We start from the raw sequence: 21,757 nt of genomic DNA, 5'->3' as shown, positions 1-21,757 counted from the left end.
TCAACGCGCGCTCGGCCACGCCGTCTGCCAACTGGTAATTGCTCGGGTGTCCACGATGCCGTGACAGCAGTCCCGAAGCACCCTGGCTGCGATAGCGCACCGTCAACCGCTCAACCTGACGCCGGCTCAGATGGAGCCGTTCTGCGGCCTGCCATGTCATCAGCATGCCGTCGACCACCGACTGGATCGTCCTGAGCCGGTCTACCTCGCGCATCGTCATGGTGATCGTCCCGGATGTCGTCGTCATGCGAGCCTCCCGTCAAAGGTCAGCCAGCATGACATGCGACGTTTCAGCTTTGCCCAGGTACGACACTACAGCTTTGCCGTAACAGGGCCGACAGCGATGGCCGAGGTTACGTCAACACTTCGACGTAGCGCGCTTCGTTGAGATCCGAGATGAGCGTCGGGCCTGTCGGTTGCCAGCCCAAACGCGCTTGTGTCTGCGCACTCGACGCCGGCATATCGAGCGCCGCGAACATCGCCATCCATCCGAAGTGCGCCTGCACTTGCTCGCGCGCGATCGACACGACCGGCATCTTGAGGCCGCGCCCTAACGCCTCGGCAATCTCGCGGGCGCTCACGCCTTCTTCGCCGACCGCGTGATAGCGCGCACCGCGTTCTCCCTTCTCGATCGCGAGCCGGTACAGCCGCACGACGTCCGACAGATGTCCCGCGGGCCAGCGGTTACGGCCCTCCTCCACGTAGGCGCACACGCCTTTCTCGCGCACGATCTGGATGAGGGGCGTGATGAGGCCCTGGCGGAACGGGCTATGCACTTGCGGCAGGCGCATCACCGAGACGTTGACGCCTGCCTCCAGCAGCGCATTGCTGGCCAGCTCGCTGGCGAGGCGCGGATTCGGGTGCGCGGTGTTGAACACGTCCTCGGTCGCGGGTTGCCCGTCGCCGCGGCTGCCAGCGCCCGTGCCCGAGGTGACGAGCAGCGGACGATCGGAGCCGGCCAGCGCCGAGCCGAGAGCCTCGATCGCGCGCTTGTCCTTCGCGCAGTTGTCCACGAAGCGCGAGAAGTCGTGGTCGAACGCGAGGTGGATGACGGCGTCCGCCTTCGCGGCGCCGCTGCGCAGGCTGTCGGTGTCTTCAAGCGTGCCGCGATGGACTTCGGCGCCCGCCGCGCTCAGCGCTTGCGCGCCCGCATCGGATCGTGTCATGCCGATCACCTGATGACCGGCTTCGATGAGTTCGGGCAACAGAGCCGAGCCGATGAAGCCCGTTGCGCCCGTCAGAAAAATACGCATCGTGAAGTCTCCTTGGGTTAATCACCCCGGCACTATGCGATCATCCGCTTTCCTGTTGAAGTAGTGACTTTATCCCGGTAAAACGACTAACAGGCTCAGCATGTCAGTGAACGCCGCCCAAACGCTCGGGGACTTTCTGCGCAGCCGTCGCACGCGGCTCGATCCGGCCAGCTTCGGCTTCTCGGGCCGCAGGCGCACGCCGGGACTGCGCCGCGAAGAAGTGGCTCAGCGCGCCAACATCAGTTCCACCTGGTACACCTGGCTCGAACAGGGCCGCGGCGGCGCGCCTTCGGCGGTGGTGCTGGAGCGCATCTGCGCAGCGCTGATGCTGACGGATGCCGAGCGCGAACACCTTTTCATGCTGGGCCTCGGGCGGCCGCCGGAAGTGCGCTACCGGTCCGTCGATGGCGTGAACCCGCGGTTGCAGCGCGTGCTCGATTCGCTCGACGCCAGCCCGTCGATCGTCAAGACCGCGACCTGGGACGTGGTGGCGTGGAATCAAGCCGCGGCCGTCGTGCTCACCGACTACAGCACCCTGCCGGCCGGCCAGCGCAACATCTTGCGCTTTCTGTTCGGCGACCCGGCCGTTCGCGCGAAACAGCACGACTGGGAGAGCGTCGCGCGCTTCGTCGTGGGGACGTTCCGCGCGGACGTGGCGCGCGCGGGGCTCGCTTCCGAAGTGGGCGACCTCGTGGACGATCTGCGCCGCGCCAACCCCGACTTCGACCGCATGTGGCGCGAAAACCAGGTGCTGAGCCACGGGGACGGCGAGAACGTGAAGCGCCTGCTGCATCCCACGCTGGGGTCCATCGAGATGGAGTATTCGCTGTTCGCTGTCGATGGTCGGCCGGACCTCAGCATGCTCGTGTACACGCCGCTGGACGCGCTCACCGCGGAGCGCATCCGCGCCGCCGCTGCGCAACGTCGATCGATGGCAGCGCAGAAAGCCTCGACTCGCAACGCGCCGCGGCTTCACGACGGCTTGCGCTAGGTGAACGCGAGCACGAAATCGAACCGGGCCGACTTTCGCTCGCCGTCGTCGTCGATCGTCATCAGCAGCCGGCCATCGAACAGGGAATCGCGAGCATTGCGCCGCTCGCCGGGAAAGTACAGTTGGGTGGTGAGCATCGGCCCGTTGGGCGGCTGCACCGTCACATGGAAGTGTCGTGTGCGTCCCGGATAGAGCCCCGGCACGATGGTCTCGAGGCGGTAGCGTCCCTCGTTGTCGGCGAATTGATGGCCGCGCAGCCGGAACCCGTCGACGTCGTACTCCCCGGCGTCATTCGCGTGCCAGAAATCGAGCAACGCCCCGGGCACCGCCCTGCATCGTGTCGACCACACCCGTCCGGTCAGGACGATCTTTGTTCCATTGATGCCGGGTTCGAGCAGCGATACACGTTGCGGCGAGTGCGGCAGGAAGAACGGACCTGCCGTCTGCCGCCGGGTCGGTTCCTGTCCGTCGGTGCAGGCGGGTGTCGCTGACACTTCCTCGGCCCGGCCACGGTTTGCCTTTCCGAGGGCCAACAGCAGCAACGTGGACGGCACCGTAGCCGACCTGCGAAGAAAATCGCGCCGTCCGTGGCTCATGCTTGGTGTGCGCATCGTGATCGCTCCTTGCTTCCCGTCCGATCGGCATGCTGCGCTGCGCACGCTGCCGAACCGACGAGCGTCCTTGCTGGCGCCGTTGCGTTTAACGGAGCACAGCATCCTGTGCCAACCATGGTAGGCCGAAACTTCAGGTCGGCGTGCAAATACATTCTTGCCAACAGAATCCGCGATAGACGGGCACAAACACGTCAGGCGCATTCAACCGATTGATGCAATGCACTAGCGTCTGCGCGAGGCCGTGATAATCGCCTCCCGGTACAGCCACCTATCAATATTGATAGCTACATTTTTATCCCTGTAACGAGTGGAATGGAAATGGCCGTGAGTGTGCGGCTTGGCTCCAAGATCATTCAATCCAACACCGGTAACCAGCCTTTATGGTGGGCAAATGCACGGGGATTTCCATCGCCAACGGAATCGGTGCGCTCAGCACTATCGGCTTCGAACGACAGTCAGCAATATCACCCGCTACGACTTCACCTGGCGGGCGCAAACCAGTCAGATCATCGCGCTGCTGCTACGAGTACGTGGCGGCCCCGTGTCCCTCCCCATGTGACGGTCAACACGTCGACGAAGAAATCTTCGTGACCGCCCGATCAGGAAAAACGAACATGTCCGAGCACGATTCCAGAAACGCAGGTCTTCCCGTCCGCCCCCTCACCGAAGCAGAGCAACGCCTGGTGCGCCATATCGACGAGCATTGGGATCGCGCCCGCGCATTGACGGAATTGCGCGACGGATTGCAGACCGCCGTCGAGATCGAACTGGCAACGGTGCCGCTCTATCTCTTCGCTTATTACTCGATCAACCGTACCCCTCAAGGATTCCCGGCGACCGATCTGTCCCGCTTCGCCGATCAGGCGGGGGGCATCATGATGAGCGTGGCTGTCGAGGAAATGCTTCACTTGTCCTTGTCGTCCAACATGCTGTTTTCGCTCGGCGTGCAGCCCCAGCTCTATTTGCGCTCGCCCTCGCCGTATCCGACCGATCTGCCCGGTCATGCGAGGCTCGGGCCGGACAGCAAGCCGATGGCCCTTCCGCTGGCCAAGTTCTCGTCCGAGCAGTTATGGCAGTTCCTCGAAATCGAATACCCGGCGGCGGCGGACGCCCCGCCTGAGCTGAATAATTGGCAGACGATCGGCCAGATATATTCGTTTCTGCGCTGCATCATCAGCTCGCGCCACATCACCGACGACGACTTCAAGGCGGGCCGCGCGCCAGCCCAGATCCAGCCGTCCAACTATTCGCCCAACAACATCGACTCGGTGTATCCGACTGCCGGCTTCAATTACGGCTGCCCGGTACCGGCGCCGGTCAACGGCTCGGCGGCCGCCACGGCCGCCTATGCGAGCCGCGGCGATAGCCATGCGAGCCGCAGCGCGCTGATGACGATTGCCTCGCGCGAAAACGCCATGCAGGCCATCCAGACGATCGACGCGGAAGGCGAGGGCTTCGGCCCTCACAAGTTCGACGATCTGTCACACCACGAACTCTCGCATTACTACAAATTCCTGACGCTGCAATCGCAACTGGCGGGCTACGATCCCAAGGACGAGAAGTTGCGGAACATGCCGCCCCCGCCGCCCGCGGCGGCACGTCAGTTCAGCCGGGAAGAACTGGCGAGAATCATGTTCGATTTTCCCGACAACCCGGTTGCCGCCGCCTACCCGCCCGGACGCCGCGAACTCGCCGACATCGTCAGCGGCCTGTACCAGTACATGCTGATCATGACCGAGAGCATCTTCCTCATCGAACCGAGTCAGCAAAAGCTGTATTTCAACCAGACGCTGCACCGATCGATGATCTGGATCCTCGACAAGATGATCCAGGCCATGCGGAAAATCTCGTTGTACGGCACCGATGGCTACCCGAGTACCCTCCAGTTGGCGCCCACTTTCGAAAACATCAATCTGGGCCCGCGTCACCAGGCCTTCGCGACCCTGGTCGCCATGTGCAACGGCATGAACGCCAAATACGGCAGCGAATCCTGGTACAGCAGCGACGCGCAATATTTCGTCGAGATGATCCCTTCCTTGCCGGAGGTGAGCGGCCTATGGCAGACGCCGCCTGATCAACCGACATTGGGCAAGCCTGGCTGCGACGTCAGTCAATATCAGGGCATTCCGATGTTCACGGAACTGCCGCCCGCGCCCGGCGTACTACTGGCTGGCGAGGTGCGGCACGCATGCATGGGACTGAACCAATGCAAGGGACAAGGCCGCAGCCGCGATAACGAATGCGCCGGCCAAGGCTATTGCTCTACCGCGCTGGAATTCAACTTCGCTGACCCGGCCTCGCCGCTGATATCGGATCACACCTGCCGCGTACAGAACGCTTGCGCCGGTCAAGGCGGTTGCGGCCTGTATGGCACGGGACACGAGCAGGAAGCGCCGGGCGCGAATGCCTGCGCCACGCAAGGCTGCTGCGCCACGCCGATCAATGCGGAGCGCTTCAGCACCGACGGCCGCAACCGCGGCAAGAGCGTATGGCTGCGTGCGCGCGAAGTGTTCGCCGAGCAAACCTGGCCGGAACTGCGCAAAAAGAACCCGTCGCTGCCGGCCCAGCCGCCTGAGCCGCCGCATGCGGAATTGTTCAAGTACGGTCCGACCATCGAGTGGATTCAGGAATATAGCGGTCATGGCATGACGGCTTGCGGGGCGAGCGGCATGAGCGGCGCGGGTAGCTGCAGCTAAGGAATGCCTGGACATGACTGAACTTCGAGGGGACGCAGCCGGACATCGGCTCGGGTTTGGCGTCGGGCTGCGCAATCAGCATTTCGATCATATTTTGGCAACGCGGCCGCCGGTGGATTGGTTCGAAGCCATCTCGGAGAATTTCATGGATTCGGGAGGACGGCCGCGCGCCGTCCTGCGCCGGATCGCCGAACATTATCCGGTCGCGCTGCACGGCGTTTCGCTGTCGATCGGCAGCACCGACCCGCTCGATCGTGACTATCTGACCCGCTTGCGGCGGCTAGCCGACGAGGTATCGGCCCGCTGGGTCAGTGACCATTTGTGCTGGACCGGCGCGCTGGGGGTCAACAGCCACGACCTCCTGCCGCTGCCGCTTAACGAAAGGACACTGGACCATGTGAGCGCCCGGGTCGCCCAGGCGCAGGAGTTACTGGGACGGCCGTTGGTGTTGGAGAATCCCAGCACCTATGTCCGCTTCCGCCAGTCGACGCTGAACGAGCCGGCCTTTTTGCGCGAGCTAAGCCGCGTAACGGGTTGCTGGCTGCTGCTGGATGTCAACAATGTTTATGTCAGCTGCTTTAATGCCGGGACCGATCCATTGGATTACCTGAATCAGTTCCCATTCGATCGCGTCGTGCAATTGCATCTGGCCGGACATCAGCATTGCGGCACCCATATCGTCGACACTCACGATCGTCCGGTTTCCGCGGCGGTGTGGCAACTGTTCCGCCTGGCTTGGCAGCGCAGCGAACAAGCCGCGACCTTGCTCGAATGGGATGGCGATGTGCCTGCCTTCGAGCGCGTGCATGCCGAGTTGATGCGGGCGCGACAGATCATCGATGGCGACGCGCCCGCCGAGGTCGAAGCCGCCCCGCGGCCGCGGCCGGACAGCGCCGAGGCGGTGTCCACGCCAGTCGCGTTCCTGGTGCCCGAGATCATGAGCAACAGCGTCGTGTGCTCGTCATGAGTGTCGACCAGGGTCGTCTGGACTCGCTGCAACGCTGGATGATCGAGGCACTGATCGCGCCGGATGGCGTCGACGCCGACACCATCGCCGCCACCTTATTGCCGGGGCCGAAGCTGTCCGCCTCGGCTTGCCTGGCCATCTATCAGCGCAGCTACATCCTGCGGTTGCGGAAATGCCTGGAAGAGCAGTTCCCCGCCAGCTACCACGCGTTGGGGGCGACTCTTTTCGCCGATTTCGCCAACGAATATCTGCGGGCCTGCCCGTCCGACAGCTATACGCTGCACGAGCTCGGTCGGCGTTTTCCGGAATGGCTCGAGGACAATCGCCCGGATCGGGACCAGCCGCCGGAACAGCGCGAGTCCTGGATCGATTTCATGGTGGACCTGGCCAGTTATGAGCGCGATCTGTATCGCCTGTTCGACGCACAGGGCCACGAGGGACGGCCTTGGCCCGACGCGTCAGCCGACGATGGCGCACTGGTCCTCCAGCCTTGCCTGGCCCTGGTCGCGTACCGCTATCCTGTGGCCTGGTATTACCACGAGGTTCGCGCCGGGCGTTCGCCACAGTTACCGGTTGCCATGCGCTCCTACGCGGTGATCCTGCGCCGCGATTTTCTGACGCACACTTATCCGGTCACTCGCCTGCACTATGAATTTTTGTCGCTCGTGAGACGGACCCGGGATCTGCCGGCGTCGGTGGAAGCGATTGCGGCCGAGGCTGGGTATCCCGTTGACGCGGTATGGCGATCCTGGCGCCATGAGGTGCGCCGGCCTTGGATCGAAGCGGGGTTCTTTGTCGAGAGAGCGGTGATCGGGGACTAGCCAGGGTGTTGAGGTTGACCTCGTGGCGGGGTCGTTCTGAGCGAAGGCGCAAACGCGCGGCTTTCGCCGCCAAGACCGTTATCTAGCAATCCTTGCATTGATAGGATTGGCGCAAAACCCATTCAAATTCCATCTCGACTTGCTTCACATCTGCCGCTCGCTTCAATGCAAGCGGAATAGCCTGGTGCGCCGGTACCGAGTGGTCGAAGTCCCCAGCCAGACCCACCGTGACTGCTTTTCCCATTACCGTTATCCTCCTTGCCTCGTTCGACACCGCCTGGCGGGAGGCCGAGGCAAATATCCGGTGCAAATTCATGCCCGGTGCGGTTCCCGAACATAGTAGATATCCCACTCCGACTCAGCCGTTTTCAAAAACCCGTGTCGTTGATAGAAACGGTTCGAGTCACTATCGCGAAGCGCTCCCAGTCTGATCGAAACCGACTGGGAGTCCGCGTCCGCGAGAATCGCCGAGAGTACTGTCGAACCAATACCTTTGCCCTGGTACTCCGGTAGAACATAGAAATGTTCGAGCAACAGGTGATCGGCCGCGGGCTTTATTTGCACGAAGCCAACGGATACGCCGTCAACCACAATGAACTTGCACAACGCCGAATCGAACGACGACACGAAACGATCGCGTGCACGCCGCGGCTCGAAGCGGCCGATACGCTCAAGGCTCTCTCGCATCGCGTCGATACGCATCTGAACCAGCGTTTCGATGTCGTCGTGCGTTGTGCTCGCGAGCGTCGGGTTCACCTGTCTCATGCCTCGTTAATATTTCCCGCAGCCGCAGCCTGGATCATCTTCCAGCCATTGCCGGCGGGATCGCGGAAACCGGCATCGACGCTGCCGTAGCGGTCTACCGGATCCTGGGTGAATTCGACGCCGCTGGCCCTCAGCCTGGCGTAGCTGGCGCGGCAGTCGGCCACAGTAAGCACCAGCGGCGGCATGGCGCCCTTCGCGACCATCGCCCGCAGCGTTTGCGCGGTGGCTTCGTCGTGGATCGGCGGGCCCGGCGTGAAAAGACCGAGCTGGAACGAGGGCTGATCGGGATGCTGGACCGTGAGCCAGCGGTAAGCACCGTTGCGCACGTCCGTGTGGACGCGAAAACCGAGCTTCTCGACGTAGAACGCGAGCGCTTCGTCCTGGTTGTCCACGTACAAGCCCACTACATTGATACCTTGATTCATGACACCTCCCTGGTTGATGGGCGGAATGTACCTTTGCCCACGCGGCGGCGCTTCTCCAAAACTGCGGTGGTGAGGTCGGGGCGCTGCGCGGCCCTCAGGACGCAGGCGGGCACGCGGTCGAATTCAGGCATGTCGGCCCGGGCCTCGACGCGCATGGCGCTGGGGCTTCGCCCGGTGATGTCGCGGAAAGTGCGGCCGAAGGTCCCCAGGCTCTCCCACCCGGTGGCAAAGGCAATTTCCGTGATGCTGAGCTCGGTGTCGCGCAGTAAGGTGGTGGCCTGCTCGATGCGCCGCGTCAACAAATAGCGATGCGGCGGGATGCCGAAGGCCTGCTTGAAGGACCGCGCGAAATGGGCTTCGGACACACCACTGACCGCGGCCAGCCGCTTGACGGGCCAGGCTTCGTGCGAGGCGGCGTCCATGCGGTCCCTGGCGCGTAACAGGCGGCGCAGCAACGCCGGAGCTTGCAATGCGTCGGCGCCGGCCTCACTGCTGCCCACAACCCACGTCCCCTTCTTCACAATGCAACTGTTCGTCGAGCAGTCTCGTTTGCGCTTGCGTAAGCCGGCTCAAACAGGACGAATGAATCATGGGCTGCGCGCTATACGGCCCAGCCGATGAGCTTAAAAAATCGCATTGCGCATCACGATAAGCAACCCACGCGCGCTCGGCCTTCTGCAAGCGCGGCTTGCCCTGCGGACTCACTTTTGCCAGCAGCTTGCCGTAGGTCTCGTTGAGCTTTTTGTCGGCGGCCTGGTAGCTAAGGTCGGCGCAACGATTCAGCGAATTCTGGTCCGACGCCTTCTTGCAATCGATCTTTTCCGCGTAGGCATTGCCGCACAACCACAGAGACGTCACCGCCAGAATCGACACTCGCTTCATAGAAAACCCTCGGGCGTTGTTTCGTCAAATGGAGTGGTGAGCGGCAGTCCGCTCGCCAGTACAGCAGGATAAACGATACGATGCATCTCTGATCCGAAGCCGTCGCGTTTCCGCCAAACTTCGATTCGCCGTTTAACCGATTGAGCATCCAACCTTGACTATTCACATCCGCCCCGCTCACGCATCCGACGCCGCGCTGATTCTGCGCTTCATCACCGAACTCGCGGTGTACGAGAAAGCCGAGCATGAAGTCGTCGCAACCGTTCGAGACATCGAGGCCAGTCTGTTCTCCGCAAGTTCAAGCGCCAAGGCTTTGATCTGCGAGATGAACGGCGAGCCGATCGGCTTTTGCGTCTACTTCTTTTCCTATTCGACGTGGCTCGGCAAGCAAGGGCTTTATCTGGAAGACCTGTACGTGTCGCCGACATCGCGCGGCAGCGGCGCGGGCAAACAGATGTTGCGCCACCTCGCCCGCATTGCCTGCGACACCGGCTGCGGCCGCTTCGAATGGAGCGTGCTGGACTGGAACGAGCCGGCAATCGGCTTCTATGAATCGATCGGCGCGAGCGCGCAAAGCGAATGGGTGCGTTACCGGTTGGCGGGGGACGCGCTCAAGGCGTTTGCGGCGGGTGACGCATGAGCGAGGCTCGCGTCCGAACGGATGCATGGCCGCATGGCCGCTCGATCGGTAATCGCCCGTGATACACGCCCTTTTTATCTGCGGCAAGAACCGTCTGCGCAGCCCGACAGCCGAGCAGGTGTTCGCCAGTTGGCCCAACGTCGAGACCGATTCGGCCGGTCTCGGCGCGGACGCCGACGTCGCGCTTTCCTCCGAGCAGGTTCGCTGGGCCGACATTGTCTTCGTGATGGAAAAAGCGCATCGCGCGAGGCTGTCCGCGAAATTCCGCGCATGCCTGAACGGCAAGAAAGTCGTTTGCCTCGACATTCCCGACGACTACGCCTTCATGCAGCTCGAACTTGTCGCCCTGCTGGAACAGAAAGCCGGCAAATTTCTCCGGCGGAAATAGTCCGGACGGGCCGGCCGTCGATCATCGCCCCGCTCCCACCGGCTCCGCCTCGAACGCATCGCCGGTGGCAAAAAACGTCCCGCCGGCCACGTAATGGCACGTGCGCAAATCGGGATCGTCGCCGAAATGCCAGCGGTTGTTCGAATACACGCGACTGTCCGCATACGCCGCCACCACTTCGCCGATGATCAGGTCGTGCCGCTGGCTATCGTCCGGAATCACCTTGCATTCCATCCACGTGATGCAGCCGGCCAGCATCGGCACGTCGATGTTTTGCGCGTGGAACGTTTCGAGGTCGAAGGCCGAGAATTTGTCGAGTTCCGCGCCGGCGTTCGTGCCCACCGCCAGCGTTTGCGCGGCGAATCCGCGGCTCGGCAATTGCAGCCCGAACACGCCGCTCGCCTCGATCAGTTGCCGCGTGAGCGTGCGGCTGTCCACCACGACGACTACCTTCGGCGGATTGAAATCGAGCGGCATCGCCCACGATGCCGCCATCACGTTCGCGCGGCCGCCGTGCGCGCTGGTAATGATCGTGACCGGTCCATGATTCAGCAACTGCGTCGCCCGCGACAACGCCACGGGTTCTCGTGTGACTTTCATACGTCGTTTCCGCTTCAAAGGGATGAAGGCGATTGTAGCGAGGCTGCGCGAAGCGGGTGCGGGCAAGCGAGGGTGCCCAGGCGCTCAAGCGGAAAGTCGGGCAATCAAGGCAGGGATTCAAAACGAGGATGCAGGGCGGCAGCCGGGAAGCGCCGCCGCCCAGGCGCGCATCAATGTGGCGCTTTACCGTTGGGTACGGCGTCCAGCGGTTTGTGCTGTTCCTCGCCCAGGCCGGGGAAGAAAGCGTTCCAGGCAGCGCGTACGCCTTGAGCCGCGGTGGCCTCGGCCTGGACCGACTGCGATTCGCCGTCGGCTGCCTCCGAGGGATCGGCGGTGAGGCCGCGCCAGTGCGTGAACGTCAGCAATGGCTTCTCGGTCCATGCGCCGTCGCCAAACTTCGCAAATGCCGTGTCCCCGCTCGTCAGTTGCACCTCGTACCAGCCTTCGCGGACGGGCGTGTGGTCGGCAAGCTCAAACCAGGGGGTCGGTTCGATTTCCTTCATGTCGTCTCCGGTCGGATAAATCGTCATAGATAACCACAACAAAGGCATTCTTCATACTCACGCGACCCACAGCCCGAACGGCGCGCGGCATGTCCGCGCGAGGTTGTGCAGTGCGGTGCGTCGAGTACGACCTGCGGGCGATCCGTCCACGTCGCGCATTTCAGGATAGCCGCGCATAAACGACACGATAGCGCGACATGGGCCACGCGGACAAACGCAAAACTTATCGGCCGCGCCGAGCGATCAATGACAACATGCGGATGGCCGGCGCCAGCTGTTCGGCGGGCGTGTTGCCGTAGCCGATCACCAGCCCGTTGGTCTGCGCGCGCGGCCGCAACGCGAAACCGGACAGCGCGCGCGGGTTGAGCCCTTGCGCAAGCGCGCGTTCAGCCAGCGACCGATCGGCGATCCGCGGCGGCAAACGCAGCGTCAGATGCATGCCGCACTCGCCGCCCAGAATGGAAGCCGGCGCGAAATGCGCGGTGAGGGCGTCGCGCAACGCCTGCTGGCGCTCCCGATACAGCCGCCGCATGCGCCCGAGGTGCCGCCCGAACTCGCCGCTTTCGATGAAATGCGCGAGCGCCAGTTGCTCCAGACGATGCCCGCCGCGCAGCATCTCGTGCAGCGCGACGGCCGCGCGCTCCGCGATCGCGCGCGGCAGCACCACGAAGCCGATGCGCAGCGCCGGAAACATCGTCTTGCTGAACGAGCCGACGTAAAGAACCGGCGCGTCGTCGACCAGTCCTTGCATGCTGGCGATCGGTTCGCCGGTGTGCCGGAACTCGCCGTCGTAGTCGTCCTCGATCAGCCAGGCGCCGCTGCGGCGCGCCTGCGCGATCAAGTCCAGCCGCCGCGCCACCGACAACACCGCGCCCGTCGGATACTGGTGCGCCGGCGACGTGTAGATCAGCTTCGGCGGATGCGCGGCCCATGCGTCAGGCGGCACGGCGATGCCTTCCGCGTCGACCGGCATCGGCAGCGTCGTGAGATCGCCCAGGTTGAAGGCGGCCTTCGCGCCGCGATAGCCGGGATCCTCGACCCCGGCGACGTCGCCGGGATTGGTGAAAAGCCGCACGCACAGGCTCAACGCCTCCTGCGCGCCCTCGGTGATCACCACCTGCGAGCCCTCGCAGCGCACGCCGCGCGCCATCCGCAGATGCGCGGCGATCGCGTCGCGCAACGCCGGTTCGCCCGCCGGCGTGCCATAGCCGAGCGCCTGGGGCAATGCGTGTTCCATCGAACGTTCCTGCGCGCGCCGCCACGCGGGCAGCGGAAAGCGGTCCAGCGCGGGCGTGCCGGGCGTGAGAGGAAGGCTATTGTCGGCTTGAGTGTGCGCCGCCGCGAACTGCCCGACTCGCGCCGCGTAAGTCGCCTCGAAGGCGACCGGGTTGGCGGACGGTTCGCCGCGCGCAGCGGGGCTCGACAGCGGACTGACGCGGGTGCCTTTCTTGTCGGCCACGACATAGCCGACCGCGGCCAGATGCTCGTAAGCGATCACTACCGTGTTGCGCGAGACGCCCATTTCGGTCGCCAGCAAGCGCGACGAAGGCAGCAGCGAACCAGCCGGCAAACGCCCGGCGAGAATCGCCTGCTGCAAACGCTCGATCAACTGCTTTTGCAGCGGTGCGGCTTTTTCGGCGCTGCGAGCACGATTCGCGGCGGCTGGATTGGCGAGCGGGCCAATGATCTCGATCATCGCGGCTGGACCCATCAAATGTGTTTGTCTTGGATCTTTTTAACATACCACGTTTGCCGTATCGTTCTTCGTAAGCTAACGACCCGCTTTGGAGAGTAGAGATGGAACCCAGACGTAACGCGTTCGAACAACCCATCGGCGCACCCGTGCCGGGCTGGAACGGCGCCGGAGCGCCCGGCCGCGAGCCGCTCGCGGGCCGCTATTGCCGGATCGAACCGGTGAACGTCGAACACCACGCCGCGGACCTGCACGACGCCTACCGCTCGGCGGCCGATGGCCGGGACTGGACGTATCTGACGATCGGCCCGTTCGACAGCCTCGACGCGTATCGCGAGTATCTGACGCGCGCCGCCGCGTCCGCCGATCCGCTGCACTATGCGGTGATCGATCTGGCGACCGGCAAGGCCGTCGGCACGCTGGCGCTGATGCGCATCGATCCCGCGAACGGCGTGATCGAAGTCGGCCACGTGATTTATTCGCCGCGTCTGAAGCGCACGCGCATCGCCACCGAAGCGATGTTTCTGCTGATGAAGCACGTGTTCGACGAACTCGGCTATCGGCGCTTCGAATGGAAGTGCGATTCGCTGAACGGCCCGTCGCGGGCCGCCGCGTTGCGCTACGGCTTCACGTTCGAAGGCATCTTTCGCCAGGCGATCGTGTATCGCGAACGCAATCGCGACACCGCGTGGTTTTCGATCATCGATAGCGAATGGCCCGCGCTGCGTTCGAGCTACACGCGCTGGCTGGATGCGGGCAACTTCGATGCGCAGGGCCAGCAGGTCGAGCGGCTGGTGGATCTGATCGCGCGGCAGCGGGCGGCAAGTTAGCGAACACGATCGATAAGCGCTCGCGAGTTGGATGCATCGAGCCGTCGACGGATTGCAACGAGGCGCTCAACCGCCGACGCGCCCACCGCGCGCCACCGGCTCAAGCCGCGCCTGCCGCGCGACGCAGCACGATGGTCGGCTTGCCTTTGTAGGTGGTGCGAAGGTGCTCGCGATAGCCGCACTTGTCGGCGACGCGCAGCGAAGGCTGATTGTCCGGCGCGACGATACAGGCCGTTTCAGCGCCGGGCCAGTGCGCGTCGGCCCAACGCAAGGCGGCGCGCACGGCTTCGGTCGCGTAGCCGCGGCCATGCGCCGCCGGGTCCAGGGCCCAGCCGATTTCAGGCGTGCCCAACGAAGGTTCGATCTCGCGGTGATAGTCGGCAAAGCCGACCTCGCCGAGAAACCGGCCGCTCTCCGTCTCGCGCACCACCCAGTAGCCGTAACCCAGCATCGCCCAATGTCCGGCGTAACGCAGTAGACGCGCCCAGACTTCCTCGCGCGTGAACGGCTTACCGCCGATATAGCGGATCACCTCGGGATCGGACCACATCGCATAGCTATCGAGGAAATCGTCACGCGTGTGCGGACGCAGGGTCAGGCGGTCGGTGGTGAGGTGGGTGGAGTGAGTGGACATTTGAAGGGCGAAGGTGCGGGAACGCCTGAAAGTCAAGGAGCGTTGAGAGTGCGAGCGATGATCGCAGATTTTGTGCGCGTATGCCCAGCGGCCCCAACCCAACAGCTTCCCCCTCCCCCCTCGCCACACGCTAAGATTGAGGCCCGCCGGCCCCGCAACCCGCGCATCGCAGCGCGGCTTGCACGCATGTCGCCAGCACGCGCGCCGCCCGCACATCAAAAGAAAAGCCCTGCCTCGGAGAATCGGATGTCTGAAGAATATGAAGTCCACGGTCCGCACGACCATGCCGTTCAGCACGCCGGCCATCATGACGCGGACCCCTTTGCGGGCCGCATGGCCGTGATAACGGCGGTCCTCGCGACGATCGGCGCGCTGTGCGCCTATCAGAGCGGCAACAGCGAAAACCTGGCGCTGTACTACAAGAACGAAGCCGCCATCAAGAAGACCGAAGCGTCGAACCAATGGAATTACTACCAGGCCAAGGGCGAAAAGCAGAACCTCGCCGAACTCGGCGAGGCGCTCTCGCCCGGCAACACCGATGCCCACGCGAAGTTCGCCGCGGATGTCGACAAGTACAAGCAGCAGAAAGAACCGATCCGCGCGAAGGCCGAGGCGATCGAAAAGGAAGTGCTGGACAACGACGCCAAGAGTGAAGCCCTTCTGCACGGCCACCATCGCTGGGCGCAGGCCACGACGTTGATCCAGGTCGCGATCGCCCTCTGTGCGATCACCTTGCTGACTCGCAAGAGGTGGCTGCGCAATCTGTCGTTCGTGGTGGCGACGGCCGGCGTGGTGATGGGCGCGGTGGCGTTTTTCTCGGCTTGATTCGATGCAACAACGGCTAGCGGACGCATCCTCGGATTGCGCCGCGCCGTACTGTCCGCGATAAGGAGTGGTGTGTGATTGATGGCTCTGCCGTTCTAGGCGTTTTCTCCGTGTATGTGGCCGGCGTGGTGATCCCCGGGCCGAACTTCGTCGCCGTTGCGCACAAGGCCGCGTCGGCCACGCGCGTCGAGGCGCTCGCGATGGTCGCCGGCATCGTGCTGGTCAACCTGCTCTGGGCAAGCTGCGCGATTCTCGGTGTCGGTATCGTATTCACCGCGTTTCCGTGGCTCGCGTTGGTCGTGAAAGTGGCAGGCGCGGCTTATCTGATCTGGTTCGGCGGCCGGCTGATCGTCAACGCGTCGGCGGGCAAGCCGGCGCAAACCGTGAAGGCGGCGGCGGGCGGCTTCCGGCAGGCCTTCGCGCAAGGTTTCGCGACCAACATTGCGAATCCGAAGTCGATGGCGTTCTTCGCCGCCGTGTTCTCTTCGGCCGCGCCGGCGCATGTGAGCGTGGGAACCTTTGCCGCGATGCTCGGCATGGTGGGCGTCGTCGCGAGCAGTTGGTATGGATTCGTCGCGCTGACGTTGTCGCACGCACGCATCGCAACGGCGTACCGGCGCTGCAAGGCGTGGATCGATCGCGTGTGCGGCGGCCTGATCGTCGCGCTGGGCGTGCGTCAGTTGATTCGCTAGCGGCTCATACGATTCAATGCGCACCGCCGCGTGCGCGTTCGAGCAGCAACTCGCGCTCGCGCGCATTGCGCGTCATCGTGGCCGCGCGTTCGAATTCGGCGCGCGCCTCTTCCGTGCGCCCCAGTTTCGCCAGCAGATCGCCGCGCACGCTCGGCAGCCAGTGATAGTTGGCGAGCGCGGGATCGGCGGCGAGCGCGTCGACGATCTCCAGACCGGCAGCCGGCCCGAACGCCATGCCCACCGCCACCGCCCGGTTCAGCTCGACCACCGGCGAAGGCGCCACCTGGGCCAGCGCGTCATAGAGCGCGACGATCTGCGCCCAATCGGTGTCGTCGGCGCGGCGCGCGCGCGCGTGACACGCGGCCAGCGCCGCCTGCAATGCATAGGGACCGCTCGCGCCGCCGAGCGCATGCGCGGCGTCGAGCGCGGCCAGTCCGCGGCGAATCAGAAGCGGATCCCAGCGGCTGCGATCCTGATCGAGCAGCAGCACCGGACGGCCCTCGGCATCGGTGCGTGCATGCGTGCGCGACGCCTGAATCTCCATCAACGCGACGAGGCCATGCACTTCGCTTTCGTCGGGCACGAGACCGCTCAACACCCGCCCAAGCCGCAGCGCTTCCTCGCATAGCGCGGGACGCATCCAGTCATCGCCGGCGGTGGCCGAATAACCTTCGTTGAAAATCAGGTAGATCACTTGCAGCACCGACGCGAGCCGCGGCGCGCGCGCGTCGGCCTGCGGCACCTCGAACGGCACCTTGGCCGCCGACAGCGTGCGCTTGGCCCGCACGATGCGCTGGGCGATGGTCGGCTCGGGCACGAGAAACGCCCGCGCGATTTCGTCGGTGGTGAGGCCGCCGAGCAGCCGCAGCGTCAGCGCGACGCGCGCGTCGGTGGACAACACCGGATGACACGCGGTGAACACCAGCCGCAGCAGATCGTCGCCGATATCGTCGGCACGCGCGGCATCGAGGGCATCGACGAAATCGGGCACGAGATGAGCCTCCAGCGCGTCGAGATCGTGGCCCAGTTCCTCGCGCTTGCGGGCATGCAGCGCTTCCTGCCGCCAGCGGTCGAGCGCACGGTTTTTCGCGGTCGCCATTAGCCATGCTCCCGGATTGTCGGGCACGCCGGCCTCCGGCCAATGCTCGAGCGCGGCCACCAGCGCGTCTTGCGCCAGTTCCTCGGCGAGCCCGACGTCGCGCACGATCCGCGCGACGTGGGCAATGACCTTGGCGGATTCGATCCGCCAGACGGCCTCGATGGCACGATGGGTGGCCGGTATCGTCACGAGTTCAGCCCGCCGCCTGGGCGTTCGGGTCCATGTAGATCAGCTCCCAGACGTGCCCGTCGATGTCCTCGAAACCGTGGCCGTACATGAAGCCGTAGTCCTGCGGCGCGCGCGGCGCCGTGCCGCCCGCGGCGAGCGCTCTCGCGACCAGCGCATCCACCTCGCCCCGGCTTTCGCATGACAGGCCCACCAGCACCTCGGTACTTTCCTTCGGGTGACAAAGCGCCTTATGCGTAAACGACTTGAACAGCGCCTTGACGAGCAGCATCGCGTAGAGGTTCTCGCCGAGGATCAGGCACGCCGCCTGGTCGTTGGTGAATCGCGGCTCGAAGCTGAAACCGATCGCGCTGAAGAAGGCCTTCGATCGTTCGAGATTGTCGACGGCGAGATTGACGTAAATCTGCTTGTGCATGATGAGCATCCGTTGGTCAGGTGATGCTGCGCGGCGACCGCGCGTTGGGGCAGGTGCCGCCGCGCATGCGGCGCGGCGTTCGGATCGACGCGCGGCTCAGCGCCTGGCCGCTTCCAGTTCGCGGAATCGCTCGACTTGCGGGCCGGGTTCGAAGTCGTCGAGTTGAAATAGCTGCCGCACTTCGATTTCGCCCTCGGCCTGCTCGCCGAACGGCGCCGGAAAGCGCCGCGCCCATTCCATCGCTTCCTCGCGCGAGCGGACCTGAATCAACGTGTAGCCGGCGATCAGTTCCTTCGTTTCCGCAAACGGACCTTCCACCACGGTCTGCTTGCCGCCGCTGTAGTGAACGCGCCAGCCCTTCGAGCTCGGTTGCAAGCCGGTGGCGTCGAGCAGCACGCCGGCCCTGGCCAGTTCTTCGTGATAGGTCGCCATCGCGGCCGGCAGCGCTTCGTCGGGCATGTCGCCGGCTTCGCTGGCGGCCGTCGCCTTGACCAGGATCATGAATCGCATCGCCGTTACTCCTTTTCGTGGTGAGAGGGAGAGCCGTGCAGCCTTGCTGGCTCCTTACTCACACGACGAGCGATGCACGACCGGATCGACACCCCTATCGACGCGCCAGGGAAAACCCCCGGTCTGCCAACGGATGCGTCTATCGCCTAGGCGAAACAAGGTCCGAGCTTGCGAACCTCGACGGTGCACCACGACGCCGCCGGACAGGCTTGCGCGATCGCCACGGCTTCGTCACGGCTTTCGCAATCGAGCAGGAAGAAACCGCCGATCATTTCCTTGGCTTCGGCAAACGGGCCGTCGAGCAGTTTCGGCTGGCCGTTGCGCACCTGCACGCGCACGGCGTCTTTCGTCGAAGTGAGCGATTCGACGGCGAGCAGTTTGCCGCGTTCTTTCAGGTCGGCGGCGAAACGCACCATCTGGTCGTAGACTTCGCGCCCCGCGGCTTCGCCGCGCTCGATGCGTTGATGCGAGGGTTCGACGATGAGCAGCATGTAAGACATGGCGTCTCCGATTGATCGCGCCGCGGACGTGAACGCCCGGTACGCGTATGAACGCAAACAACGCGCTTGCGGTAGGTAGGGTGAGGCAGTCTAGCAAGCGCGGATCACTCCGGCAAACGCTGCCCGACGCCGGCGTGGCGGTCGATTGGGATCTTTACGGAGACTCGTCGTCTCCGCGCGGCACGAGAGGCTTTTTTGCGTCGATCGCGCGTTTTCGCTGCACGGCGCGAAGCCGCTGCAATGCAAAAACGCCCCATGCGGGGCGTTTTCGTTGGCGCAGTATCGGAGCGAGACTGCCGTACCGATCAGACCGCCGCTTCGGCGATCGCCCGCATCTGCGCGGAGCGCATCAAGCCTTCGATCATTCGCGCTTCGGCGCTCGCAATCTCACTCAACGATGCGACGGACAATTGCCCGTCCAGAATCGCCAGCGCCGCGCACAGGCGGGCGTATTCGTCGTCCTCGACGGTCCACGCGCCGTCGCGATGCTCGCGGGCGTCGACCTGAACCATTGCGGCATGCGCGCTTTCGATGTCGGCCAGCAAGTCCTCACCGAGCCCAAGCCGCGCAAGCTCTTGCGAGACCAGCAAATGCCGGCTCAACGTCGTGTGGAGCGTCCGCGAGCCGTGGCTGTGCCGGAACGCGTCGAGCGCGCTATAGGCCTGCAGGACCATCGCCGTGGTGACCGGCTCGTGTGCGGTGCGGCTAAAGGTCAGCGCGCGCAACAGCGGGGACATGGCCGATTGGCTGTGCTTGCGGACTCGCGACTTACTGGACATATCGTTCAACCTCCTTCGCTGACTTTCAGCTTGACCACCGAATTCTGCACGACTTCGGCGATAAGCGCCGCCGAAACGCCGGCGGCTTGACAGGGCTCGACTGCGAGACCGTGTCGCCATCATGGCAAGCAACTATTAAGGCCGGCTTAAACGTCGGAGGAGTGGTTCAAACGAAAAAGGGACCCTGTTCCCGCGAGAGAACAGGGCCGGACAGGATGGAAGGGTCGTGCACGCGCGTGGATGCCTGCCGACCTGTCACCACCGCAAACCAATCAAGCTGTTGCTACCTCAACTGCTGCTGCAAAAAGCGATTACCGACTGAACTGCTATTGCTGCTATTGCTGCTGTTGCTGCCGTGCTTGTTGTTCCTACTGCTACTGCAAAAGCGGGTGCTGCCTTGTACTGCGACTGCATCGCAGCCGGGTCCTTCGCCTTCAACTACGCCTGGCTGCAACCCCCTACTGATTCGCGCGCTTCTTGCGTGGATCGCGCGCCGTTTGCATTGCTTCTACTTCCTACTGCTTTACTGCCCTGCCGCATTCGACAACGCGGCACACTGCCATCAACGGTACGGTTCAAAACAACGCGGGGGGAGACCGCGTCGATGGGGCTCGGTGTTTTGTCGCTCCATGGAAAACAGTGTAGGCGAGAGCATGCGACGGCAATTGGCCGAAGCGAGGGGAATTGGCAGGCTAATTTGACGAATCGGCGTAACGCGGCGCTTTCATCCGATGTCAGAGGCGTGCGGGCCGGTTACGCCGTGGTGAGTGTGGTGAGTTATCTGGCGGGCGGGCCGGTGCCGAGCGACGCTCGACCCGGCGAAAAACATCAACCTCGCGCGGCGAAGTCGCTGATCGTCAACAGGACTTTTTCGCCGGGCCGCGCCAGCATCTTTCGTTCGGCGACGGCGATGATGCGCTTGCGTCCGTCCGCGAAGGTCTTCAGTACGCGTTCCTCGCCGGCGTCGCGTTGCAGCCAGAAGTGCTGTTCCAGCGCCTCGCGCGTCACGGCGCATTCGAGCTCCCGCCCTCGCGCCGAAAGCTGGAAAATCACCGCGCGTCCGTCTGCCGAGACGCTAGGTTCAAGCTCGATAACCTCCATAGCCCACCTCGCAAAGTTCATTAAGCCATTCGCCGTGTTGAACGAACGACGCCGGAAGAAACTGAACGAAACGCCGGCCGCGCGGCGGTTCGCCGCCTTGCGCGAGCAGGCATCGAAATTGCGCACTCGCCGGTTCGCGGGTGAGACAAAAGCAAAGCGCATGCCAATTTGCATACCAAGGCGCGGCGGGTCGCTGCGCCTGATGATGCCCACTGAGGCCGTACCTCGTCTCACAAGCTGCAAAGTCCGGTAGCGCCTGAGACGGCGCACGCGGCGATATGCTGATCCGCATCGATAAGAGCATCGGTCGATGACATCGGCGTGTGCTTCGAGCAATGAAGTCGAGAGGCGATAACCTGAGCGCGTGGTAAAAAAGCGCTGCTGGCTCGACAATTCACGCCAATTTTTACTGACCGTCGCCCTCGCCGGAAACGTTACCAACATGTCCGATCACGAACCCGCCCTCACCCTGCGCCCAGCGCTGAGCGCCGACGAGGCCTTTCTGTTCGACCTGCGCAAGGCGACCATGACCGAACACCTCGCACGCGCTGGCGACGCTTCGGACGACGCCGAACATCGCGCGCGCGTGCTGCATCGTTACGACACAGCGCGCGTGATCTGCATCGACGGCGCGCCGGCCGGCTTGCTCAAAGCGCACCGCACCGACACGGAGTGGGTCGTCATGCAATTGCAAATCTCGGCTGAACACCAAGGGCGCGGCATCGGCGAACGCGTGCTGCATACCGTCCTGCAAGCCGCGCAGATGGAAGCGCTGCCGGTCACGCTGAAGGTGCTCAAAGGCAATCCCGCGAAGCGCCTGTACGAGCGCCTGGGCTTCGAAACCATCGGCGAAGATGACAGACAGTTTCACATGAGGCGTGCGCCGCGCGCGTCGGCGGAAACCGAAGCAGAATAAATGGCGGATAAAGACTGTTCGACGCGTCGAAC

The 21,757-nt window shown here is 63.9% G+C and carries 28 protein-coding genes; 10 read left to right on the top strand and 18 right to left on the bottom strand.

Translation table 11 applies throughout. The features are described from left to right. Positions 1–247 (bottom strand): helix-turn-helix domain-containing protein (locus tag BUE39_RS16480; protein ID WP_143169508.1); only part of this gene is annotated, 247 nt, incomplete at its 3' end. Between the two features lie 106 nt (positions 248–353). Continuing rightward, the gene (locus BUE39_RS16475) at positions 354–1,253 is read right to left on the bottom strand and encodes an SDR family oxidoreductase (protein WP_073429731.1); all 900 of its coding nucleotides are present in this window, start codon (positions 1,251–1,253) and stop codon (positions 354–356) included. 100 nt (positions 1,254–1,353) lie between these two features. On the opposite strand from BUE39_RS16475, the gene BUE39_RS16470 reads away from it, so the two are divergent. Beyond that, positions 1,354–2,244 (top strand): helix-turn-helix transcriptional regulator, encoded by an 891-nt coding sequence (locus BUE39_RS16470; RefSeq protein ID WP_073429730.1) that lies wholly within the window; start codon positions 1,354–1,356, stop codon positions 2,242–2,244. Here the strand turns inward: BUE39_RS16470 and BUE39_RS16465 are convergent. Then, positions 2,241–2,855: a dioxygenase family protein gene (locus tag BUE39_RS16465; RefSeq protein WP_073429729.1), complete on the bottom strand. Its 615-nt coding sequence runs from the start codon at positions 2,853–2,855 to the stop codon at positions 2,241–2,243. The genes BUE39_RS16470 and BUE39_RS16465 overlap by 4 nt on opposite strands. Before the next feature lie 617 nt (positions 2,856–3,472). On the opposite strand from BUE39_RS16465, the gene BUE39_RS16460 reads away from it, so the two are divergent. The 3 genes from BUE39_RS16460 to BUE39_RS16450 are packed head-to-tail and all read left to right on the top strand — an operon-like array spanning position 3,473 to position 7,342. Next, positions 3,473–5,554, top strand: a complete 2,082-nt coding sequence (locus tag BUE39_RS16460) for a ferritin-like domain-containing protein (protein ID WP_073429728.1) — start codon at positions 3,473–3,475, stop codon at positions 5,552–5,554. A gap of 13 nt (positions 5,555–5,567) precedes the next feature. Next, the gene (bufB, locus tag BUE39_RS16455; protein ID WP_073429727.1) at positions 5,568–6,521 is read left to right on the top strand and encodes an MNIO family bufferin maturase; all 954 of its coding nucleotides are present in this window, start codon (positions 5,568–5,570) and stop codon (positions 6,519–6,521) included. Next, positions 6,518–7,342 (top strand): HvfC/BufC N-terminal domain-containing protein, encoded by an 825-nt coding sequence (locus BUE39_RS16450; RefSeq protein WP_073429726.1) that lies wholly within the window; start codon positions 6,518–6,520, stop codon positions 7,340–7,342. Before bufB ends, BUE39_RS16450 begins: the two co-directional genes overlap by 4 nt. Positions 7,343–7,424: 82 nt before the next feature. Here BUE39_RS16450 and BUE39_RS35500 read toward each other — a convergent pair whose 3' ends face one another. The 5 genes from BUE39_RS35500 to BUE39_RS16425 all read right to left on the bottom strand — a co-directional run bounded on the left by BUE39_RS35500 (position 7,425) and on the right by BUE39_RS16425 (position 9,405). Further along, the gene (locus BUE39_RS35500) at positions 7,425–7,586 is read right to left on the bottom strand and encodes a hypothetical protein (RefSeq protein WP_176035783.1); all 162 of its coding nucleotides are present in this window, start codon (positions 7,584–7,586) and stop codon (positions 7,425–7,427) included. A gap of 68 nt (positions 7,587–7,654) precedes the next feature. Continuing rightward, complete coding sequence (locus BUE39_RS16440) at positions 7,655–8,098, bottom strand: GNAT family N-acetyltransferase (protein WP_235004887.1); 444 nt, start codon at positions 8,096–8,098, stop codon at positions 7,655–7,657. Between the two features lie 5 nt (positions 8,099–8,103). After that, the gene (locus tag BUE39_RS16435) at positions 8,104–8,532 is read right to left on the bottom strand and encodes a VOC family protein (protein WP_073429723.1); all 429 of its coding nucleotides are present in this window, start codon (positions 8,530–8,532) and stop codon (positions 8,104–8,106) included. Continuing rightward, complete coding sequence (locus BUE39_RS16430; RefSeq protein ID WP_227470507.1) at positions 8,529–9,032, bottom strand: helix-turn-helix transcriptional regulator; 504 nt, start codon at positions 9,030–9,032, stop codon at positions 8,529–8,531. Before BUE39_RS16430 ends, BUE39_RS16435 begins: the two co-directional genes overlap by 4 nt. Further along, positions 9,019–9,405, bottom strand: coding sequence for a lysozyme inhibitor LprI family protein (locus tag BUE39_RS16425; RefSeq protein WP_159442572.1), 387 nt, complete (start codon positions 9,403–9,405; stop codon positions 9,019–9,021). Before BUE39_RS16425 ends, BUE39_RS16430 begins: the two co-directional genes overlap by 14 nt. Positions 9,406–9,568: 163 nt before the next feature. Here BUE39_RS16425 and BUE39_RS16420 point away from each other — a divergent pair, with 163 nt between their 5' ends. Further along, on the top strand, positions 9,569–10,054 hold the full coding sequence (locus tag BUE39_RS16420; RefSeq protein WP_073429720.1) for a GNAT family N-acetyltransferase: 486 nt from the start codon (positions 9,569–9,571) through the stop codon (positions 10,052–10,054). Between the two features lie 58 nt (positions 10,055–10,112). Further along, positions 10,113–10,442 (top strand): low molecular weight protein tyrosine phosphatase family protein, encoded by a 330-nt coding sequence (locus tag BUE39_RS16415; RefSeq protein ID WP_090518771.1) that lies wholly within the window; start codon positions 10,113–10,115, stop codon positions 10,440–10,442. 21 nt (positions 10,443–10,463) lie between these two features. Here BUE39_RS16415 and BUE39_RS16410 read toward each other — a convergent pair whose 3' ends face one another. From BUE39_RS16410 to pdxR, 3 genes are all read right to left on the bottom strand, one after another. After that, positions 10,464–11,042: a flavin reductase family protein gene (locus BUE39_RS16410; RefSeq protein ID WP_073429719.1), complete on the bottom strand. Its 579-nt coding sequence runs from the start codon at positions 11,040–11,042 to the stop codon at positions 10,464–10,466. 170 nt (positions 11,043–11,212) lie between these two features. After that, positions 11,213–11,545 (bottom strand): hypothetical protein, encoded by a 333-nt coding sequence (locus tag BUE39_RS16405; protein ID WP_073429740.1) that lies wholly within the window; start codon positions 11,543–11,545, stop codon positions 11,213–11,215. A gap of 223 nt (positions 11,546–11,768) precedes the next feature. Beyond that, the gene (gene pdxR, locus BUE39_RS16400) at positions 11,769–13,241 is read right to left on the bottom strand and encodes a MocR-like pyridoxine biosynthesis transcription factor PdxR (RefSeq protein WP_073429718.1); all 1,473 of its coding nucleotides are present in this window, start codon (positions 13,239–13,241) and stop codon (positions 11,769–11,771) included. 101 nt (positions 13,242–13,342) lie between these two features. Between pdxR and BUE39_RS16395 the strand changes: the two genes are divergently transcribed. Beyond that, complete coding sequence (locus BUE39_RS16395) at positions 13,343–14,068, top strand: GNAT family N-acetyltransferase (protein ID WP_073429717.1); 726 nt, start codon at positions 13,343–13,345, stop codon at positions 14,066–14,068. 100 nt (positions 14,069–14,168) lie between these two features. Here the strand turns inward: BUE39_RS16395 and BUE39_RS16390 are convergent, their stop codons facing one another. Further along, positions 14,169–14,702 (bottom strand): GNAT family N-acetyltransferase, encoded by a 534-nt coding sequence (locus BUE39_RS16390; protein WP_073429716.1) that lies wholly within the window; start codon positions 14,700–14,702, stop codon positions 14,169–14,171. 246 nt (positions 14,703–14,948) lie between these two features. Between BUE39_RS16390 and BUE39_RS16385 the strand changes: the two genes are divergently transcribed. Both BUE39_RS16385 and BUE39_RS16380 read left to right on the top strand, forming a co-directional pair. Continuing rightward, complete coding sequence (locus BUE39_RS16385) at positions 14,949–15,527, top strand: DUF4337 domain-containing protein (protein ID WP_073429715.1); 579 nt, start codon at positions 14,949–14,951, stop codon at positions 15,525–15,527. Between the two features lie 74 nt (positions 15,528–15,601). After that, entirely contained in the window at positions 15,602–16,219 is a 618-nt protein-coding gene (locus tag BUE39_RS16380) for a LysE family translocator (protein ID WP_073429714.1), read from the top strand. Between the two features lie 13 nt (positions 16,220–16,232). Here BUE39_RS16380 and BUE39_RS16375 read toward each other — a convergent pair whose 3' ends face one another. The 6 genes from BUE39_RS16375 to BUE39_RS16350 form a co-directional block, all read right to left on the bottom strand. Further along, positions 16,233–17,507, bottom strand: a complete 1,275-nt coding sequence (locus BUE39_RS16375; RefSeq protein WP_073429713.1) for an RNA polymerase sigma factor — start codon at positions 17,505–17,507, stop codon at positions 16,233–16,235. 4 nt (positions 17,508–17,511) lie between these two features. Then, positions 17,512–17,919: a VOC family protein gene (locus tag BUE39_RS16370; RefSeq protein ID WP_073429739.1), complete on the bottom strand. Its 408-nt coding sequence runs from the start codon at positions 17,917–17,919 to the stop codon at positions 17,512–17,514. 96 nt (positions 17,920–18,015) lie between these two features. Further along, positions 18,016–18,429, bottom strand: a complete 414-nt coding sequence (locus BUE39_RS16365) for a YciI family protein (protein ID WP_073429712.1) — start codon at positions 18,427–18,429, stop codon at positions 18,016–18,018. Between the two features lie 146 nt (positions 18,430–18,575). Further along, positions 18,576–18,929, bottom strand: a complete 354-nt coding sequence (locus tag BUE39_RS16360) for a YciI family protein (protein ID WP_073429711.1) — start codon at positions 18,927–18,929, stop codon at positions 18,576–18,578. 305 nt (positions 18,930–19,234) lie between these two features. Then, entirely contained in the window at positions 19,235–19,708 is a 474-nt protein-coding gene (locus BUE39_RS16355; protein WP_073429710.1) for a hypothetical protein, read from the bottom strand. An 828-nt stretch (positions 19,709–20,536) separates the two neighbouring features. Next, positions 20,537–20,809: a DUF1488 family protein gene (locus BUE39_RS16350; RefSeq protein WP_073429738.1), complete on the bottom strand. Its 273-nt coding sequence runs from the start codon at positions 20,807–20,809 to the stop codon at positions 20,537–20,539. Between the two features lie 442 nt (positions 20,810–21,251). Here BUE39_RS16350 and BUE39_RS16345 point away from each other — a divergent pair, with 442 nt between their 5' ends. Beyond that, entirely contained in the window at positions 21,252–21,725 is a 474-nt protein-coding gene (locus BUE39_RS16345; protein ID WP_073429709.1) for a GNAT family N-acetyltransferase, read from the top strand. The last annotated feature ends 32 nt before the right edge of the window (positions 21,726–21,757 follow it).

The organism is Paraburkholderia terricola (genome assembly GCF_900142195.1).
GTDB classification, from domain to species: Bacteria; Pseudomonadota; Gammaproteobacteria; order Burkholderiales; family Burkholderiaceae; genus Paraburkholderia; species Paraburkholderia terricola.
The sequence above is the reverse complement of the archived record's forward strand: the minus strand, read 5'-3'. Positions and strand labels throughout refer to the sequence as shown.